Here is a 17,112-nt window from a genome sequence, read left to right as displayed (position 1 = left end):
TTAAAATTGAAAACTCAAACCGACCGTATAAGAACGGTAAACCGGATAATTCCGCTTATCGTCTATCCCCAGCGTATTATTCACAATATAACTATTGATCATAGGAGTCAGGCCGGAATAGCCGGTGATCGTTGCCAGATTATTGACAGAACAGGACAACCGCAGGTTCTGCACATATTTCTTCCACTTGCCCAGCGGGACATTCCATCCCACGGTCAGATAGTCAAAGTTGATGTAATCACCTTTCTCCAACCAGTAATCCGTTGCCGTCTGATCCTTTATATTCTGCTCCGGAGCACCTTGCATCACATTGTAATCAGGGAAACTGCCCATATTCATATAAGTAAGGGAAGTCCCGTTGTATATCTTATGCCCGAAGGCTCCGTTTATCTGTAAAGAGACATCGAACTGCTTGTAGCGGAAACTGATATTCGATCCCAGCATCGTCTTGGGAGTCGCCTGTCCGGCAATGTAACGGTCTTCGCCATCTTCCAGATTCACGCCATCGCCATTCAGGTCGGCAATCTCATATCTATAACTACCATCCTCCTGCTGTGTCAGTCCGGTACAATGAGGAAGATAAAAGACACCTAAAGGCTGTCCGACAACCTGATAGACGATATGGTTATAACCGCCATGAAAACCTGCGCCATTCAGATCGGAGATACTGGTATATTCCGGTGCCGACATCTGTTCGCCTTTGTACATACCGCTCAGGGACAGGAGTTTGTTCTGCTGGAAAGTAACGTTGACATTGATGCTCAATTCCATATCTTTCGTTTGCAAAGGAGTAACGCCGAAACCCAGTTCGACACCGCTATTCCGCATCGAACCGAGGTTTGCCAACAGTTTATTGTAGGCAAAAGGCGGAACGCTCACATCATAAAGATAAAGCATATCGCTGGTCTTCGAATGATAATAATCGACAGTCATCAACAGACGGTTACGGAAGAAACCGACATCTATACCTGCATTCACGGTACGTTTTACTTCCCATTTCAGGTCGGGGTTGGCATTCCGGATTACCCCCATCGTTACCGTCGGGCTGCCTCCTACCGATACCACGCCATTGGGTTTCACCAGTTGCAGGGAGTTATAAGAATCGATCGCATCCTGATTACCGGAAAGACCGTAGCCGGCACGCAGTTTCAGATTATTCAGGAAAGTGAACTGTTTCATAAAATCCTCCTCCGTGATTATCCAGGCAGCCGAGACAGAAGGAAAGAACCCCCATTTATTATTCTTGCCGACTTTGGAGGAAGCATCTGCACGGGCATTGACCGTCGCCACATATTTTCCGGCATACATATAGTTGACACGTCCCAGAAAAGAACTCAACCGTGGGTCTTCATAATAAGAGTTCGTTCCCTCCCAAAGACGTACGGCCCCTGCCTGCAAATTATTATATCCGAATTTATCCGTTGAGAAATTCGTAACAGTCGTATAAAATCCGGTCAGGATATTCTTCTGAGCTTCCACCAGTCCAAGCGCATCCAGGTGATGCTTTCCCCAATCATTCGAATAACTCAGCAACAAATTACCCAACAAGTCCTCCATCTTCCTCTCTCCTTTATAGGCTTGTCCGTGCGCCCATACCGTGGTCGGCAGATACTGGGAGTTATCTATTATATTATATGTATAGGAACCGAAGGCTGAAAACTTAACCTGTTTGCTCAGGTTGACCGTAAACTTCAGATGGGTATTGAAATGGGCATTCGAATCATCATCTTTCACCTCCAGCCAGGCAAGCGGATTGGTAATCTGGCTGGCATTGGTTACCCCGTTCCATGCTCCGGTCTGCTCGTCCCGATGGTTCGGGAATGTCGGATTAAACGCGGCTGCCGAATAGAAAGTCTTCTGGATATCATTCAGATAACGGTTCTTTTGCAAGGAGCCGAAGACACCCAGGTCTATCTTCAACCGATCATTGAAAGCACGCTGGGCGATATCCAGTTTAACGGTAAAGTTCTGAAAATCATTTGTCCGTACCACGCCATCCCGGTCCATAACACCGAGGGAAGCACGATAGTTGGACGTTTCAGAGCCTCCTCCCAAAGCTATATGATGATTCTGCACAATCCCGGTCCGGGTTATTTCATCCGGGAAATTCGTATTATAACCCAGATCCAGTATGTCGATATTACGTTCGGAAGCCACCACCCGGAAATCGTCTCCCGACAGCATCTTCATATTCTTATAGACAGTCTCCACCCCGAAACTGCCATCGTAACTGATACTGAAAGCGCCGCCTTTCCCTTTCTTCGTCGCCACCTCGATCACCCCCGAAGCACCACGCGAACCGTACTGTGCCGTCTCGGAAGCATCTTTCAGGATAGTGAAGCTCTCGATATCCGCCGGATAAATGGAACTAAGCGTACTCAGGTCGGAAGAAACCCCATCGATAATGACCAGCGGGTCGTTCCCTCCGGTCAGAGAAGTCGTTCCCCTCACCCGGACAGCACTCAGTGCAGCCGCCCTGTTTGCTCCGGTAGAGATACTGACCCCCGCCGCCTGTCCGCTCAAAGCGTTCAGCGAACTGGAGACAAATCCCTTGTTCATACGTTTTTCGGAAACTTTATCAACAGAACCTGACATGGTCCGCTGATTCCCCGTTGCATATCCAACGGCTATCTCATCATCCAGCCGTATGGAATCAGGCACAACCGTCCTGAATGTATCCGTCGGTAACGGAGCGACCTGCGCCTGCCCTTCAATCCCCCGGACAGCTAATAAAAATATCGGAAATATGAATAAAGAAGAATAGAACTTAACCATATGCATATCGATTTAAGATTGTGAACCCCTTTTCAATAAAAACTACCGACCGCAAGGGATTGTTCATAAATATAATAAATGTTTTTAAATCAATGCTTATTTCTGTAATATTACTTGTATTGGCAGGTTCAGAATTAATCAGATATGAATTTAAACTATAACATATCCCCACTGCTATGGGGATATTCCCCCATTGTAATGGGGATTATTCCCCTCCTATAGGGGGAAAATTCCCCACACAAATAAAAAATGTGGGGAATTTCTTACGATGACTCAAATAGTATCAGAAGCGAGTCCATTCTTTCTAAACAAGCCTTCCCCCTGTCCCCCATTTAGTGATAATTAATAGTCCTCGCAAATAAATTATTTACGGAAATATTTCTTTATTCAGCAATACATTGTACCTTTGTCCTCGTTAAAAAAGAAAGTATTATTATAAGTAATAACATATAAAACTTATTATTATGTCTAAAGTAACAGTTGTTGGCGCCGGTAATGTAGGTGCTACTTGCGCAAATGTTCTTGCCTTCAATGAAGTGGCAGACGAAGTTGTAATGCTTGATGTTAAGGAAGGCGTTTCCGAAGGCAAAGCAATGGATATGATGCAGACAGCTCAGCTGCTGGGTTTCGATACTACAGTTGTAGGTTGCACAAACGACTATGCTCAAACAGCAAATTCTGATGTTGTTGTTATCACTTCAGGTATTCCCCGTAAACCGGGTATGACTCGTGAAGAGTTGATCGGTGTAAACGCTGGTATCGTGAAGAGTGTAGCTCAGAACATCCTGAAATATTCTCCGAATGCAATTATCGTAGTTATCTCTAACCCGATGGATACAATGACTTACCTGTCATTGAAATCTCTGGGCTTGCCGAAAAACCGTATCATCGGTATGGGTGGCGCATTGGATAGCTCTCGTTTCAAATATTTCCTGTCTCAGGCATTAGGATGCAATGCTAACGAAGTAGAAGGTATGGTAATCGGTGGTCACGGTGATACTACAATGATTCCGTTGGCTCGTCTGGCTACTTACAAAGGTATCCCTGTAAGCAAACTGCTAAGCGCTGAAAAATTGCAGGAAGTTGTCGCTTCTACTATGGTTGGTGGTGCTACACTGACAAAACTGTTGGGTACTTCTGCATGGTATGCACCGGGTGCAGCAGGAGCATTCGTTGTTGAATCTATCATCCACAATCAGTGCAAAATGGTTCCTTGTTCAGTTTATCTGGAAGGAGAATACGGCGAATCAGATCTTTGTATCGGCGTTCCTGTTATCCTGGGTAAAAACGGTATCGAAAAGATCGTTGAACTGGAACTGACAGCTGAAGAAAAAGAATTGTTCGCTAAGAGCGCTGCCGCTGTTAAGGGAACAAACGCTGCACTGAAAGAAGTAGGTGCTTTATAATCAAGAAACAAACTCGTTGATTATATAGTAAAGAGGATAGCTCCATAGAGGTTATCCTCTTTTTTTATGAGAATATATATAACTTTGATTTTACCTTTTTTACAGATACATAATACATATCTTTTCCATACCGGAAAAATATGGAGGAGCCTTTATTATTTTATCATTATCTTTACCTCAAAAAGTATTATGATCCGTCCAATGACATTGCATGATATCGCCGAGATCGTTGCGATCTATGCCCACTACGTGAATAACACGGTAATCACCTTCGATACGGAAGTTCCATCCGAAGCGGAAATGCGTCAGCGGCTGGCTCCCGTCATAGAAAACTTTCCGGCATGGGTCTGCGTTGAAGACGGGAAAGTTATCGGTTACTGCTATGCCCACGAATGGAAAACCAAAAAAGCCTACAACACAACCGTAGAAACGACTATCTACCTGCATCCCGACTATCCCGGCAGAGGATACGGCCGGTCATTAATGAACCAACTGATCGAAGACTGCCGCAACCGCTCATTTCATGTGCTGGTTGCCTGCATCACCATCCCCAATGCCCCCAGTGTAAAACTACACGAAAAGCTACACTTCAAACAAGTCTCCAGCTTCCATGAAGTAGGCCGCAAATTCGACCGTTGGCTGGATGTGGCCGACTATGAGCTGATTATTGAGTAATCACTCAACAATTTCTCTTTTGGCAATAGAAAGCATATATCCTATATCCGGCAATGTTTTAATAGCCAGGCTATCATCCACTAGCAAAAGAGTTCTCAATTTCGATATAAAATTATTCAAGCTAGCTTCATAAAGATCACAATCATTCCAAATTTCCTTATAAAAACAATTACGGGAAACCACTTCGCCTTGTTTTTCTATTAACAATAACAATATTTGATATTCAGTTTTACTAAGCTTCTTTATCAGTCTATTGTCAACAAGCAAATCGCGAGTCTCCTTATTCAATTGCAACCTGCCAAAAGGAACCAAGCATGAAGGTCCTGGAAAACAGGCATATTGCCGGATGTAGACAATCAGTTCTTCCATATCAAACGGCTTTTTAATATATACTTTTCCACCAGCCTCTATACCTTGAGCAATCTCATATCCTCTAACATGCGACGAAACAAATAAAATAGGAATTGTAATACCACGGGACTGTATCTCAGAAGCAAACTCAATCCCATTATCTTCCCCCATTTCAACATCCAACACTATTATATCGGGTTCAAAAGAAAGAACTGCATTTACTGCTCCATATAAAGACGATTGAAAAATGGCCTCCATCTCTTCCTCTTTTAAAAAAGACACGATCATATTTCCTAACAAAATATCATCATCGAAAACTATTACTTTTATTTTTTTGTCTGTATTTAGCATGGCAACGTTATAAAAAATGTACAACCTTTCCCCTCTACACTTTGAAAAGCGAGAGAGCCCCCCATATCCTTTATCACCCGAGCTGTATATAACAATCCCAAACCATGCCCCCTAGGCTGATTGTGGTGATCGCCTCTGCAAGATTGGATAAAAAGTTTTTTTGTAAGTTTGGCAGGTATCCCCCATCCCGTGTCTTTTATTGTAATAGTATATTCATCAGAACTGTTTTCAAGAAAAATCTCAATCGCCACATTTTCATCGGAATACTTTAATGAGTTATCCAATAGATTTGTAATGCAATTTCCCAAGTAAAAAGGATCTACATTAACCCATTCGGTTGTCAACTCATTTTCTATTGATAATACAAAATGCTTATCAGAGTAGAGTCTAGATAAATTACCTACGACGGAATTTATCAATCCTACCAAATCAACATATTCTTTTTTATATGAAATTGGTAGATCTCTCATTTTCAAAACTGATAATAAAGTTTCAATCGCATTACTCAATGTATACAATTGTGCTTTACAATTCAAAAAAGACTGTTTCTTCGCCTCATCGCATTCTTTACCTGCAAATCTGGAAATGAGCAGATAAGTTAAATTCAAAGGAGATTTCAAATCATGTATGGTTCCATATATAGCCAACATATTCGATTTCAACATCTTTTCTCTTTTCAATATATTAAGCAACAAATAAATCAGACATCCGATACTAATCACCATTGCCCAACATGAGATATCATTAATTCTTTTCATTTTCCCTATAATAAAAGAGGAGGGAATAACTGTCGAACATTGCAAAGATAAAGCATCAGAAATTTTTATACACGGAGAGATATAAACATAATCATCTTCTTTTTTCACATCGCATCCGATAGTATTGACCATCCGCCCATTTTCATATAGCTCTAATTTATAGATGAACATAAGATTGAGCGCATCCAAACGCTTTTGCAAATATTTATCCATTTCAAACAGATCAAAAGGCAAAGAGCCGACTCTCTCCTGTTGGACATAGATATTCAACAGGTTGTTGAAGAACAGGGAGTAATCTTCATAATAAGTTTTCTTCATATTATAAATCCAGATCCCCTGATTTATAATGATTGACAGGAAACCTACTATAAGGATGATGCTCGCAACTTTCATATACTACAAAATAGATACAAATATAACCAAAAAAAACATCTTTGATTACTCATTTATGATATAATGGTTAGATCGCATAATACCAATGAATAGTAATTTTGCCTCAATTTAAAATTCAACAATATGAAAAAAAATTATTATTTATCTATTTTAGTGCTAATTGGCACAGTGTTATTTTCTTGTCAGTCCATATTCGACGAAGAAAGTAAAGTTTCAAACAATCCTCAAGATTATATCGGACAACTCCACAATGAAGGTATGGATTACATTTTAGATGAAATAACCCAGTTACCTAAAACAAAATCAGGAATAAGACCTGTTGACATCTCATATATCAAGCAAGCAACTATTTCTTTTATGAAGAAGAAAGAACTACTTAATAATAAAATCACGAAATCGACAGACAACTATAATCTCCCTGATTCCATTAATTTCTCCGATGTAACTATGACTAATATTCAAAAAGATTATCTCATACGTTTGATCGATATCCTATCGGTTCCCAAAGAAGCTGATTTCAAAAAAATAACCAATAATATAATTGAATTTGAAAACGAAATATTACAAAATGAAGCTATTAGCGATAATGAAAGTTTTCCTATCTTATGTGGATGTTCTGTTGCTCGTTATTCTGCAATATATTGGACTGAAAATCTAGAAAAATGGAAAGTCGAAATCATAGGGATAAAAAATTCCCAACAAAAAATCATTACAACGAAAAGCGGAGATCCTGAAGAAGGTTTTTGGGATGGCGTATGGGATATAGCGAAAGAAGATGCGATAGGTGCTGCTTTGGGAGCTCTGGGAGGAGCAGGCATAGGCGGAGTAGGAGCTGTACCAGGAGCCATAGGTGGGGGATGTATCGCTTCTGGTACAGAAGCTGCTCACAAAATATTTTAAATTACAACAAGATGAAAAATATAATAAAATGGACTCTATTCGCATTATTTATCTATGCGTTCTTTTTTCTATCAAACATAATAATAGAAAGAGGAGATAACAATCTTAGCTATCTTCTTTATAGGAGCCTTATGTTCTCTTTTCCCTGTTGTTTCTTTTTCATAAATGTCACAAGATATATACAGAAGAAAAAAATAATACTCAAAGAATTATATATTAATTCTTTTTTATTTTACATCATACAATCATTAATATTCTATAAATTAAGTATTATAAATGATCTAAAATCGAACTATCTATTATCCAATATAGAAGCATTAATTCTAACTTTCATAATTCTATTAATTATAATAGGTACTGTAAAGTATAAAACAAACAAGTAACTTTAATCTAAATTAGTCTATTCTGTTTTATAAGAATAGACTAATTATTTTATCTAACAATTACTAATGAAAAGCAGATTGTACATTTCAAATAAATGGGAAACAAATCTATTACCAAGCACTTTATTAACCTGTTTATTATTTTTCTACCCCTTGATAACAAATAATATTAATTATGGATATCTAAAAGAAATATTTGTTTTCAGTATTAGTATAATATTCATTTTACATTATCTACTATTCAAAAACCGAATATTCATATACATATATGATATTTATATAGCTATAGGGATAATATACATTATTTTTAATATTAAGAACTGGGATAATGACACTTATGTAATCATCTGTTACATTATTCTGTTTTTCTGCATATCAAAGACACGATGGAATATTAATATCCTACTCATTATTATTTCAATAAGTACAATACATGCTCTCATATCAATATACAACAATTATACATCACCTTTAATTGGCATAATGAGAAACTCCGGCATAACGGGTATATATCTGGCCATAACTTATCCGATTGGTTTCTATTTCTTATTGAATACCAAGGATATTATGCAGAAAATCATATATGGATCAAACTCAGTACTGATTATTATCAGCATATATCTAACAGATTCAAGAAGTGCTATTCTATCCATATCAATATGTACTATTTACATTTATATAAAGAGCAGTAACACAATAATTAATCATATAAGGAAGATTAATATAAAACAAACAACTATTTGCATTTTATTATTTACATCACTAGGTATATTATTTCTATACAATTTAATCAATCACAGAAAAGACTCTGTAGATGGTCGAATCCTTATATACAAGATAACTACAAAAATGATATTCGACAAACCCATTCTCGGTTTCGGCTATAACACTTTCTATTCTGTATATCCAGATTACCAGGCATCTTATTTCAGTACAAATCCAGATAGCAAATATAAAATATTCGCTGATAATACTAAATATGGATTTAACGAAGTTCTACAAATAGGAGTTGAGTATGGAATAATAGGAATAATACTTACATTAATATTCATAATATATTTGCTTACAATCAAAACGAATGAAAATAAGTTCATTATATCTCCTTTAAAATATTCAGTTCTATCTATATTAATAGTTTCACTATCAAGTTATCCATTAAGAAGGGTTGAAACATTATTAACAATAACAATCCTTATTGGAATACTTGCGTCATTTGAAAAAAGGATTCTTTTTTCTTTCAATAAAATACAATGCAAATTATTAATTATACTATTTTCTTTTTTCAGCTTTAGCTTCATTGGATCTATAATAAACAGAAAAAACGCATACACTATTTGGCAAAATACAAAAAACACATCAATATCTGATAAAGAAAAAATGACAATTTACAATTCTATTAAAGACAAGTTAAAATATGACACACAGTTTCTATACAATTATGCTGTCATACTATCTAAATGTCAAAAAAATGAAGAAAGCAATATTCATTTAGACAAAATATTAACGCACATGAACACATCATCTATCTGGATATTAAAAGGGAACAACTATAAAAACATCAACAATCTTCACGAAGCCATAAAATGTTATACCTACGCTTCTAAAATAGTCCCAAATAGAATCTTCCCTTTATATCAATTAATGCTTATATACAAAGAATACAACAAACAAAATCAGATGATAAAAATAGCAAAACATATTAAGGAGTTTAATGTAAAAATACCATCTTATACTACACAAAAAATAAAAGAAGAAGCAAATGAAATTATTTCAATATATAATTAATAAAAAAATAATTGTTATATTTTCAACAACGATTACTTTTATATGTGCTGTTTGTATCATAAAGAACAATACAGATATACTTTCTTATAAATCAGACAACGATAATCTGTATAAAGTTTTAAAACATTATAAAAACGACAAAGAAAAATATAACGCAGCATTATTTTTAATTAAAAATATGGCAAACAAATATACCCATAAAGTAATAATAAAAGATTTATCAGACACAAATACACATTTCTCTTTATTTGACAAACACATAAATAAAAACAATTATAAATTCATATTGGACTCTTTAAATCTGCATATCAAAACAGATCTTATGTATAACACACAATATATTGATCCTCAATATTTAATAGAAAATTGTAACAAAGCATTTTATGCATGGAAAAACTATCCTTGGTCTAAAGGATATACAAAAAGTATATTTTACGAGTATATCCTACCATATAGAATAAATAAGGAAAATCTAACAGACTGGAGATCATTCTTCATGAAACGCTATAAACCATTGATTGATACTATGAAAAATGAAAAGACAATAAAAAATATTGCGCAATTAATAATCAAAGACATTAACAATCAAATATCTTACTCCAACAATTCACTCAATATTAAACCTTCTTTAGATTACAAAGAAGCTTTTTTATCTTCAAAAGGAAACTGTTCTGTCATAGCAGATATTATAGTACTGGCATTACGATCTATGGGCATTGCATCAACGAAAGACTATATTCCCTTATGGGGGAATACAAATAATGGACATGTCGAAGTCGTTTATTTTGATGAAGATTGTAATCCAGTAATGTTGCAAACAGGAAATTGGCTAGCCGCCCATCCTCCGAAAATATTCCGACAAGTATACTCTAACACAGAATTGACTAATATTGAAATGTTTGATAATAATTACTATCTAGATGTAACAAATGAATATATAGCGACATCAAATATCAAGATTTCAATTAAATCAACACAAAAAGATATTTACTTAGCTGTATTCAATAATAATAAATGGAAAGAGATCACTAAAGGAGAAAGGATTGATGATAAATCATATAAATTTCACAATATTGGAAGATCCATTATGTATTTACCAATCTCTAAAACAGATTATGGTGGCATAAAAACAATGGGAGTCCCTCTTTCTGTTGATTTTCTTGGCAATATAAAAAAATACAAAATCAACAACAAGAACACATTACATATTAATCTCACCCAATACCTAGCTAGCCTTCACATAACAGACAATATCAATAACTATGAATTAGCTTACTGGAATATTAGTCATTGGAGTTCAATAAGTATCTCCGGAGATCAATATAAAACTCTCTATGCACAGGATGTCCCTTCAAATACAATATATATAATTCTAGACAAAAGGGACTTAAAGTTCAAAGGAAGAATTTTCACATACGATAATGATATCAAAATATGGTAATAATCTTCTTGTCATTTTTGATATTCCATTAATTTGTTTACATTAGAGACCTCTACGGAAAACCAGAAAACAAATGTCTATATACAAATATATATTATTTACAGCTATATTCTTTATTGGAATGTTAATTATAAGTTCCGTTAAAAACTTATTTTTTGGATTTGGAACTCAATTACTCTATGCTATTGAGTGTTCTTCATATTGGTTCTTTTTTACTATCATCTATACACAATGTAAAAGAAAAAATAAAATACGCTATTCCCGATATATACTTTTACTATGCTTGTCATTTATCTCTAGTACAGTGATTTGTAACCTGGCAAATGTATACACGGGAAAAATTGAAAGCCTAATAATATTACGACCATTAGTTATGAATATTTTCCTGGCCATTATTATACAGTTGTTATTGATATACCATAAGGATAACGCCTAAACAACTAACAAAAGTTCCTTATTTTGTATTCTAAATACAGTTGTCTCCTAAAGCAAATACTACTTGTTCCTAATCTGAACATACTTATCTGCTAATTTTTTGACCTGGGTAAAAAACGTTTAGCACCTAGGTCGAAAACGTTTACTACCCAGGTCAAAAAATCAACGGATAGGTATCTTTATATTAGCATACAGTTATTTTAAGATCAGAAAGAAGTAGTATTTGGGTTATAAAGAAGTAGTCGGACGGCTATACAACAGATACCTATATGAAACTGTTGCATGAAAAAATAAGAGAGTGTCAAAACAGACACATTTACCTCTTAAAATAGCGTAGTTCTCTTTAATTTTTTGAGCTTCAAAAGATAAGCGGAGCATAGAAAATAGGCAGGTAACGATTAGGTGACGAAAATCCATCGCTCACTTGCGTTTTTCTGCATAACCTCAAATAACTCTTCAACTACAAAAGTAGTTAATATTCTTGGTCTTAGCAAATTCTCATGGGAGAAATTTCCTCAATAAAATTCTTTGATCTAAGTATTTTTTTATCTTGAATCCGTTTCCATGAAAAAAGGAAACGGATTTTTTCAATGGAAATGATTCGAACATTTTATCTTATTTTTCCGGTCATTTCGATTTTTCTTCAAGGCAGAAAAAATCCGCAAAGCTCTCGGATTGCAATCTTTTCAAGAGTTCAAGAGCTGTTCCCTCAACAGTTTCCGTGTGTAGCATTTCAAATCTTCCTTCTTCAAGTCAAAAACAATACAGGCAAAGTTCATGTCCCGTGGTGATAGGAAAGGGATTTCCTTGATGATTTCCCGGAACCCTTCAATGCCCCCATAGAGATTGAACCCGGCGTAGTAGTCCTCCAGCCATCCCCTTTCCAGAATCCGCTGTAGGACAATCTTCCGTGACTTCCACCAATCGAAGTCCGACAGGTCGTATTCCCATAACAATGACGGGGAAACGGAACATGCGCCATATTTCTTATAATCATCGAATATTGTCATTTTATCCCAAATGAATACTGTTACAAAAATAGTCTTTTTACCCCGAAGAGACAAGTTTTTCTTTGGAGATGTATCGGAATCAATAAAAAATAATCAAAAAATACATCATTGATACATAATGGTTTACTGGTAAAATATGGGGCTGGCGGTATCCGTCAACCCTATGTTTGCCTTCTGATTTTCCCAAACTTTGCAAGCGAAGAAAGACAAAAACAGTATCGAACTAAAAACAACCGACAAATGGAAGAAGGCAAGAATGAAATCATGGAGCTCAAGCAGATGATCGAAGGATACTTCGAGCGTCAGAACAAGCTCATCGCCCGTCTGGAAATGGAGCTGGAAGCGCTCAGTAACTTCAACGGCAAGCAGATGCTGGATAGCCGCGACATGCGTCTCCAGCTGAAAGTCTGCGACCGGACACTGATACGCTGGCGCATGTCGGGAAAGCTGCCGTCCTTCAAGATTAGCGGCAAGGTGTACTTCTGGGCATTCGACGTGTACAAGTTTCTCCGGGAGGAATATGGTACAGCCGCCCTGCCGGAAGCCTTCGAAGAACAGGAACCAATAACAATTAAAAATAGCAAGACAAATGGAAAATCAAAGTAAGTACATCATGATCGAGCGGAACAAGTTCGCCGCCCTTGTCAAGGCACACCGTAAATGCCTGCAGATATTGAGTATCCTGACCTATGCGCATACCGTCAAGGAAGTGCGACTGACCTTCACGCTGGAGGAGATCTGCGAGCTTCTCCAGATGACCCGTGAGGAAGTGGAGGCGCAACGGCAGAGGGGGTACATCCGTTTCAGCGTGCAGAACGGCATAACCGTCTATGAGATCACGGACATTCTCCGGTTGAAGAACATGCTGGAGATGGGAAAGATATACCGCAAGATCGACGGAATGGCGATAACCGTTCCGGTAAAAAGAGAGACCGGGAATGTAACGGATTCATTAACCGATTAATATGATTAAATATGAGACAGTTGGTACATGCCTCGCTTTTCAGCGGGTTTGGCGCGGCGGATCTCGCCGCTGAATGAATGGGATGGCGTAACGCCTTCCATTGTGAGATAGATGAGTTTTGTAACCGGATTTTAAATTATTGGTTCAGCCATGCAGAAAGTTATACGGATATTACAACTACGGATTTTCGGGGATGAAGGGGACGGATCGACATCCTCACAGGAGGTTTCCCATGCCAGCCCTTTTCCGTTGCCGGCCGGCGAAAGGGCGCGGAGGACAGCCGTTACCTCTGGCCTCACATGCTCCGTGCCATTCACGAGATCCGGCCCGGTTGGATTGTTGGTGAGAATGTTGGTGGCATCCTCACGATGGTACAGCCCGGCAAGACGGCTCACGTGGGATGTCAGCCCTCTCTGTTCGGAGAGGATCAGCCTGTATACCGCAAACGGGAGGAATACGTCGTCGAGACCATCTGCCGTGATCTTGAGCGTGAAGGATATACCGTCCAGCCGCTGCTTATTCCGGCTTGTGCCGTCGGTGCCCCACACAGAAGGGACCGTGTCTGGTTTGTTGCCCACGCCGATAGCCTCGGACTTCAAGGTAAGGGGACCCGGCAGCCAACAGAAGAGCCTTCCGGAGATCATCCGCGAGATGTTGCTGCCCACCCCGACAGCTACGGAGATACACCACTGGCAGCGGGTGGAACGCTGGAAACGTCAGGGGCGCGTGTCGATGCACGAGTCGGAGGACGGGGAGAAGAACCCCAACGGCCTGGCGGACTTTCTGGACTTCCACGGACTGCTCCCGACCCCGACGGCAAGGGACTGGAAGGGCGCGCCGACCTTGGAAAATTTCAAAAGGAAGGGGAAAAAACCGTGGCAGGGCAGCCTTCCCGATTTCTTTGCCCGGGCTGGGAGGAGTTTCCAACTCAATCCCCTGTTTGTGGCCGAGATGATGGGATTCCCTGTCAATTGGACGGTATTACCTTTTCTTCCTGGCGGCAGCAGTCCGTCAAGGGATACGGAAACGCCATCGTCCCCCAAGTAATCCATGAGATATTCAAAGCGATAGAATCAACTTATAAATAATAGACAGCATGCATACATTCATTATAGCGGAACATCCTGAGTTCGGTAAAATCCGGACAGTCGAGAAGGACGGCAAAATATGGTTTTGCGCAAAGGATGTCGCCGCATCATTGGGATACGCCAATACAAGGGATGCCATAGACCGGCACTGTAAACAGAAGGGAGTCTGCATTCACGACATCCCTACCACGGGCGGACGTCAGAAAGTCAAGTTCATAGACGAAGGGAACGTGTACAGGCTTATAGCCGGAAGCCGTCTGCCTTCGGCTGAAAGGTTTGAAAGCTGGATCTTTGACGACCTCGTTCCACGAACACTAAAAGAAGGCGGATACCTGCTTAACATAAAGGGAGAAACCGACTCCGAACTGCTTTCACGGGCCTTGTTGCTCGCAGAAAACAGGATAAAGGAACGCGACAGGCATATATCCGTACTGGAAGAGAAAAACGCGCAGAACGCCATCAAATTAAGCCGGCAGGCTCCTAAGGTAAGGTATTTTGAAGAGGTCCTGCATTCTGCAAGTACATATACAATCACGCAGATAGCCAAAGAGCTTGGAATGAGCGGAAGGGAGCTGAATTACAGGCTGAAATCGCTTGGAGTCCAGTTCCGCCAGTCAGGAACCTGGATGCTTACCGCCCGATACCACAAGGAAGGATATACCCGGACACATACGCATATATGGCAAAACCGGAACGGAGAAACCGGAACGGCCATGCATACCGTATGGACGGAACGCGGCCGGCTTTTTATCCATCAGCTGCTGAATTTCAATATTGGGTATTAGGCATGACATACCCCCACATTATAACAACCGGATTTATAATGTGGGAAGTATTGAAAACCCTATATATGAATAAAGGGAGAGCATACGCCATTTTGCTGTGCTCTCCCTTGTCCTTTTTATTTCTCGTAAAGCAGTAAAAATTCCATTTTTCTGCGTCTTTCTATTGATTTGACCTTCCGTCCCCGGTAGTGGCAATAGGAAATGTATTCCCTGTATATATCACGGTCTCCGGCTTCCAGCTTTCGGAGCAGGCGGCTTTTGGGTCGTTTCCCATAACCGAGCAATGCTGACGTTCCCACATTGTAGCTCAAAACCGTTAAAAGAAGTGCATTTTTACCGTACCTGCGGAACAATACGTAGCGTTTCATGAGATCCCTACGGAGCAGTGCTTCCGCTTCTGCTTCCGTCATGTCGTAGGACAGGTTTTCTCCCGGCAATAGCCTGTGCCCAAATCCATAGTACGGGAATTTGTCCCTTCCATGAAGTCCTTCCCAATGTTTTACAAGACTGACTGCAAGCTCAAATTTTACCGGATCCGGTTTCTGCTGTATCTTTACAGACTGTGCCGACAGGCCGACAGTCAGTCCTGACGGCAACAGTGTCATCACAAGCAGGCATAGTATTGCCTTTCCTCTTCAAACAGACATTCTCTTTACTTGTTTCATTGCTTTTACTATAATCTTAATCCTTTTTTCTGCACTTTATCCCGGTTGACTTTTGAAGTGCGTTCTTCTTCCTGCCTCTGTCGTGGGGTTGCGGTAAGGAAACGGATAAACAGGTCATATTCACGGATAAGCTGCTGCGAACACTCGAGTCGGAGTGTATGGGCCAGATTGCTCATCGGGCTTGTACTTCCGGCAGAGATGTCCTGCTCCAGCAGTTTATCCAGACAGGCATTCCTTCTTCGCTGTATGTATTCTGCGGTGTTTCAAGTTTCCTTATGTTGGAACGCAGATCGTTTAAGCATTTATACATATAATGCAGCCTGTATAACTCCTCGGATTTGTCTTCAAAGAAAGAAAGGTAGTTCGCATTGGACCTTACCGTGCCTTCCTGGATCTTCTCATCCAACACTTCCATTGTAGAATCCAGCCAGTCCATAAGCCTTATGACATTCGGGTTCTGTTGTACCATTTTATTATATTTTTAATCCGTTCGACTTCTTTTTCATTTCCGGCTCTGTTTTTGCTTTCACTTCCTTTCGGGGAGGCTTCATGGACAGAAGCCGTTCGAAGCCTGCATAATCCTTGACCAATCCCTGCATACATTCCAGCCGGTAGGTATGTGCCAGATTGAAAATCTCGTCCGTGCTACGCCTGCGGATACTCCCGCTGACCAGCTCCTTCAGGCATTCCTCCCGTTTATGCCGTATATATCCATGTACCTCCCCGGGAGCTTCCGCCTGCCTGATTACCTGCCGGAGTTCCCCGTATTGCTTTACCATGAAATGGGACTTGAACAGTTCCTCCCCGTTCCACGCAAAATGATAAAGGTAATCCCGGTCCAGTTTATCCCGGTTTTCCTTTATATTTTTTTCCTCGTTCCGTATCCGCATGTCCAGATATTCGGCAAGTTGCTCCATGCCGTATTTATCCTGTTCCGTCATAACTTC

General features: G+C 39.4%; 17 protein-coding genes. 9 read left to right on the top strand and 8 right to left on the bottom strand.

Annotated elements, in window-relative coordinates:
• Complete coding sequence (locus K6V26_RS02050; RefSeq protein ID WP_224264475.1) at positions 1-2,775, bottom strand: SusC/RagA family TonB-linked outer membrane protein; 2,775 nt, start codon at positions 2,773-2,775, stop codon at positions 1-3.
• A 464-nt stretch (positions 2,776-3,239) separates the two neighbouring features.
• On the opposite strand from K6V26_RS02050, the gene mdh reads away from it, so the two are divergent.
• Positions 3,240-4,181 (top strand): malate dehydrogenase, encoded by a 942-nt coding sequence (mdh, locus tag K6V26_RS02045; RefSeq protein ID WP_007653761.1) that lies wholly within the window; start codon positions 3,240-3,242, stop codon positions 4,179-4,181.
• Between the two features lie 189 nt (positions 4,182-4,370).
• On the top strand, positions 4,371-4,856 hold the full coding sequence (locus K6V26_RS02040; protein WP_007653762.1) for a GNAT family N-acetyltransferase: 486 nt from the start codon (positions 4,371-4,373) through the stop codon (positions 4,854-4,856).
• On the opposite strand, the gene K6V26_RS02035 is transcribed toward K6V26_RS02040, so the two are convergent.
• Positions 4,857-5,558 (bottom strand): response regulator transcription factor, encoded by a 702-nt coding sequence (locus K6V26_RS02035; RefSeq protein ID WP_010800342.1) that lies wholly within the window; start codon positions 5,556-5,558, stop codon positions 4,857-4,859.
• Positions 5,552-6,634, bottom strand: coding sequence for a sensor histidine kinase (locus K6V26_RS02030; protein ID WP_224264474.1), 1,083 nt, complete (start codon positions 6,632-6,634; stop codon positions 5,552-5,554). The genes K6V26_RS02035 and K6V26_RS02030 overlap by 7 nt, the downstream gene beginning before the upstream one ends.
• Before the next feature lie 198 nt (positions 6,635-6,832).
• On the opposite strand from K6V26_RS02030, the gene K6V26_RS02025 reads away from it, so the two are divergent.
• The 3 genes from K6V26_RS02025 to K6V26_RS02015 all read left to right on the top strand — a co-directional run bounded on the left by K6V26_RS02025 (position 6,833) and on the right by K6V26_RS02015 (position 11,218).
• Positions 6,833-7,609: a hypothetical protein gene (locus K6V26_RS02025; protein WP_007653765.1), complete on the top strand. Its 777-nt coding sequence runs from the start codon at positions 6,833-6,835 to the stop codon at positions 7,607-7,609.
• Between the two features lie 449 nt (positions 7,610-8,058).
• A complete protein-coding gene (locus K6V26_RS02020; RefSeq protein WP_046147768.1) occupies positions 8,059-9,777 on the top strand; it encodes an O-antigen ligase family protein in 1,719 nt (572 codons plus the stop codon).
• Positions 9,752-11,218 carry a transglutaminase domain-containing protein gene (locus K6V26_RS02015; protein ID WP_195586872.1) on the top strand — a complete coding sequence of 489 codons (1,467 nt, stop codon included), beginning with the start codon at positions 9,752-9,754 and terminating at the stop codon, positions 11,216-11,218. The genes K6V26_RS02020 and K6V26_RS02015 overlap by 26 nt, the downstream gene beginning before the upstream one ends.
• A 1,121-nt stretch (positions 11,219-12,339) precedes the next feature.
• On the opposite strand, the gene K6V26_RS02010 is transcribed toward K6V26_RS02015, so the two are convergent.
• A complete protein-coding gene (locus K6V26_RS02010; protein WP_087340079.1) occupies positions 12,340-12,663 on the bottom strand; it encodes a DUF6922 domain-containing protein in 324 nt (107 codons plus the stop codon).
• Between the two features lie 240 nt (positions 12,664-12,903).
• Between K6V26_RS02010 and K6V26_RS02005 the strand changes: the two genes are divergently transcribed.
• The 4 genes from K6V26_RS02005 (at position 12,904) to K6V26_RS01990 (ending at position 15,500) form a co-directional block, all read left to right on the top strand.
• A complete protein-coding gene (locus K6V26_RS02005) occupies positions 12,904-13,269 on the top strand; it encodes a helix-turn-helix domain-containing protein (protein ID WP_087340076.1) in 366 nt (121 codons plus the stop codon).
• Entirely contained in the window at positions 13,253-13,627 is a 375-nt protein-coding gene (locus tag K6V26_RS02000) for a hypothetical protein (RefSeq protein ID WP_087340073.1), read from the top strand. The genes K6V26_RS02005 and K6V26_RS02000 overlap by 17 nt, the downstream gene beginning before the upstream one ends.
• Before the next feature lie 206 nt (positions 13,628-13,833).
• Positions 13,834-14,715, top strand: a complete 882-nt coding sequence (locus tag K6V26_RS01995) for a DNA cytosine methyltransferase (RefSeq protein ID WP_224265798.1) — start codon at positions 13,834-13,836, stop codon at positions 14,713-14,715.
• An 8-nt stretch (positions 14,716-14,723) separates the two neighbouring features.
• Positions 14,724-15,500, top strand: coding sequence for a phage antirepressor (locus K6V26_RS01990; protein ID WP_087340071.1), 777 nt, complete (start codon positions 14,724-14,726; stop codon positions 15,498-15,500).
• Positions 15,501-15,616: 116 nt separating this feature from the next.
• Here K6V26_RS01990 and K6V26_RS01985 read toward each other — a convergent pair whose 3' ends face one another.
• From K6V26_RS01985 to K6V26_RS01970, 4 genes are all read right to left on the bottom strand, one after another.
• The gene (locus tag K6V26_RS01985) at positions 15,617-16,105 is read right to left on the bottom strand and encodes a glycoside hydrolase family protein (RefSeq protein WP_394373140.1); all 489 of its coding nucleotides are present in this window, start codon (positions 16,103-16,105) and stop codon (positions 15,617-15,619) included.
• A gap of 68 nt (positions 16,106-16,173) precedes the next feature.
• A complete protein-coding gene (locus K6V26_RS01980; protein ID WP_224264471.1) occupies positions 16,174-16,341 on the bottom strand; it encodes a hypothetical protein in 168 nt (55 codons plus the stop codon).
• A complete protein-coding gene (locus K6V26_RS01975; RefSeq protein WP_224264470.1) occupies positions 16,338-16,634 on the bottom strand; it encodes a hypothetical protein in 297 nt (98 codons plus the stop codon). Before K6V26_RS01975 ends, K6V26_RS01980 begins: the two co-directional genes overlap by 4 nt.
• A gap of 4 nt (positions 16,635-16,638) precedes the next feature.
• Positions 16,639-17,106, bottom strand: coding sequence for a hypothetical protein (locus K6V26_RS01970; RefSeq protein WP_087340066.1), 468 nt, complete (start codon positions 17,104-17,106; stop codon positions 16,639-16,641).
• Positions 17,107-17,112 lie beyond the last annotated feature (6 nt).

It is taken from the genome of Parabacteroides goldsteinii (assembly GCF_020091425.1).
Lineage (GTDB): Bacteria > Bacteroidota > Bacteroidia > Bacteroidales > Tannerellaceae > Parabacteroides > Parabacteroides goldsteinii.
The sequence above is the reverse complement of the archived record's forward strand: the minus strand, read 5'-3'. Positions and strand labels throughout refer to the sequence as shown.